The organism is Candidatus Latescibacterota bacterium (genome assembly GCA_019038625.1).
In the GTDB taxonomy this organism is placed as follows: domain Bacteria; phylum Krumholzibacteriota; class Krumholzibacteriia; order Krumholzibacteriales; family Krumholzibacteriaceae; genus JAGLYV01.
The window spans coordinates 1-2,286 of record JAHOYU010000203.1 but is presented as its reverse complement, the minus strand read 5'-3'; the positions used below and the strand labels follow the sequence as shown (position 1 = coordinate 2,286).

Genomic DNA, 2,286 nt, shown 5'->3' with positions numbered 1-2,286 from the left:
GTCTAGCATATGGCCGGGATGTTGACGGGCCTCTACTTGCAGCCAGATCCCTCCACTTCGGTCGGGATGACGACTTTGAATCTCGAATCTTGAATGTAGAATTGAGAACAAGCATCGACCACTTTTCGTTCAAAACTGCGCGTACCTGCGGGCTAAAATGGAAAAGTTTGAATATTCTTCTATTCGTTCCAGCATAAGGACTTACGGCTGAAACAGTGTCTTCAATTTTGTAGATTTTCGTTCAAAACGTGCATGTTGGTCTAATTATAGAGCGCGTCTTGTGCGCGCAAGCAAAAAGATTGGAACCACGAATGAACACGAATGAACTTAGCGCGGCTTCGCTTCGCTCAGCCGCAACCAAAGGATTAATGGCGATGGATTTATGGGAAAGTATAGTGGTATGCTTTAGCCTCTGACAGCAAGAGTAAGGAAAACAAGGAAAGGATGCCGCTATGAGATTACTGGAATCGTACCAAGACAAAATCATCGGTGCAGTAAGAGGTTTGGACAGGATTCGTTTTCGCGGGACGTTGCGGTTGTTGGCGAATCATACTGGTATGAGAAAATTTATGAGCTTCACAAACGTTTTGCTGAAGGATTTTGCCACCTGGGCCGAGGGGTTGACGGCGGTGATGAGGCAAAGCTGCCAGGCGAAGGCCGACGAGTTGGGGATCGAGATTCACTATTTGAGAAGTCCAAATATCAACAAGGAGAAATATGTCCGCGAGGTTGCCGAATCAAGGGGGATCAAGGAAGGTTCCATTTGCATGTTAAGTGTGGTAGAGCCTTGTATTGCCCCGATGGTCAAAGGCAACAAGCGTCGCAAGAAGCTGGAACTGGTAATGGCTCGGCGCAAGTGTATATTCGTATATCATTATTTTGATGACCCCGTCTTCGGCTTCGGTCACGTTCGGATTCAGAGTTGGCTGCCTTTCAATATTTCCATCTGCCTTAACGGTCGGCACTGGCTTGAGAAGCAGCTCCAGAAGGAGGGCATTGGTTACATCAAGGATGGTAACTGTTTTCCATGGATAGAGGATATTGACACTGCACAGAATCTGTTCAACAAGCAGCTTGAAACAGATTGGTCACAAATGCTCATGAGACTGACGCTAAAGAGTTGTCCGGCATTGGCTACAGTTGTCAGTCCTCTCAGGCCCGATTATTACTGGTCGGCAGATAATACCGAGTGGGCGACAGATGTTATGTTTGAGTCCGTCAAGTCGCTGGAGGAGTTGTATCCGTCGCTTTTACATCATGCGATGCATGTTTCAGATTCCCCATCAGTGATGCGATACTTTGGCAGACGCCAGCTTGGAGGTGGTTACCCTGCTGAGATCATCAGTGATTATCGCCGGCGTTATGAAGGCATAAGAATCAAACACTGGAAGAATCATAATTCGATAAAGATGTACAACAAGAGCGGCAGCATCCTGAGAATCGAAACTACGATCAATTCGACTCGCGAGTTCAAGGTCTATCGCCATCCTGATGACGATCTGAATCGTCCGGCGTCCTGGCAAAAGATGCGTAAAGGCGTCGCCGACTTGCATCGCCGCTGTCAAATAAGCGATCAGTGTAATGACCGTTATGCTGATGCTTTGGCATCGGTTCAGGTTAAGCAAAGGCTCAAAGAGATTGCTGCACCAGCCTGCAACAAAATAAGAAGAAACCGCAAGAACTACAGGGGGCTCAATCCGTGGCAAGAGCAGGACTATCAATTGCTGAGCTTTTTAGCCAAAGGGGAAAATGCCCTGGCGGGCTTCAGGAATAAAGATCTGAGACGCTGGCTATATCCCGAGCCAGAGGATGTAGGCAAACAGCAGCACAGAAAGTATGCAGGCAGAACAACCAGACGCATCAAGCTGTTAAGAGTACACGGCCTTGTCAAGAAAGTAGCAAAGGAAAATCGCTACATGATAACAGCAAAAGGACAGAGGTTCGCCTGTGCCCTGATGTGTGCCTCGGCCGCTGATATAAAAGGACTTACAGAATTGGCTGCATGAAAATGACGCACGAAAAACAACATTCTGATGGATTGTATTACGAATTAACACGAAAAAAGGAGAAAGGACAGGGTCAAAGTGGCAAGGGCACACAGGCACAAAGTTGACCAAATTGGTCTTGATGCGAGTACTCTGTGCCTTTGGCCCTCAGTGCCTCTGTGCCTGTCAGTAATTTGAAAAAACAAAGCGTGCGCCAAGGTAAGCTGGTGCGATCCAGCAGGTTTGAATCCTGCTCGGCCAAAGGCTAGCCGACCGGCCGGAATGAATTATGCGTATCAGG

General features: G+C 47.7%; 2 protein-coding genes. Both read left to right on the top strand.

What is annotated here, in order from left to right:
* On the top strand, positions 1-197 hold a 197-nt coding region (locus KOO63_14010), incomplete at its 5' end, for a hypothetical protein (GenBank protein ID MBU8922927.1).
* Positions 198-452: 255 nt separating this feature from the next.
* On the top strand, positions 453-2,006 hold the full coding sequence (locus KOO63_14005; protein MBU8922926.1) for a hypothetical protein: 1,554 nt from the start codon (positions 453-455) through the stop codon (positions 2,004-2,006).
* The last annotated feature ends 280 nt before the right edge of the window (positions 2,007-2,286 follow it).

Bases quoted from the DNA above. Each gene is read 5' to 3' on its own strand.
- KOO63_14005 (MBU8922926.1), top strand. From the start codon at position 453: ATGAGATTACTGGAATCGTACCAAGACAAAATCATCGGTGCAGTAAGA.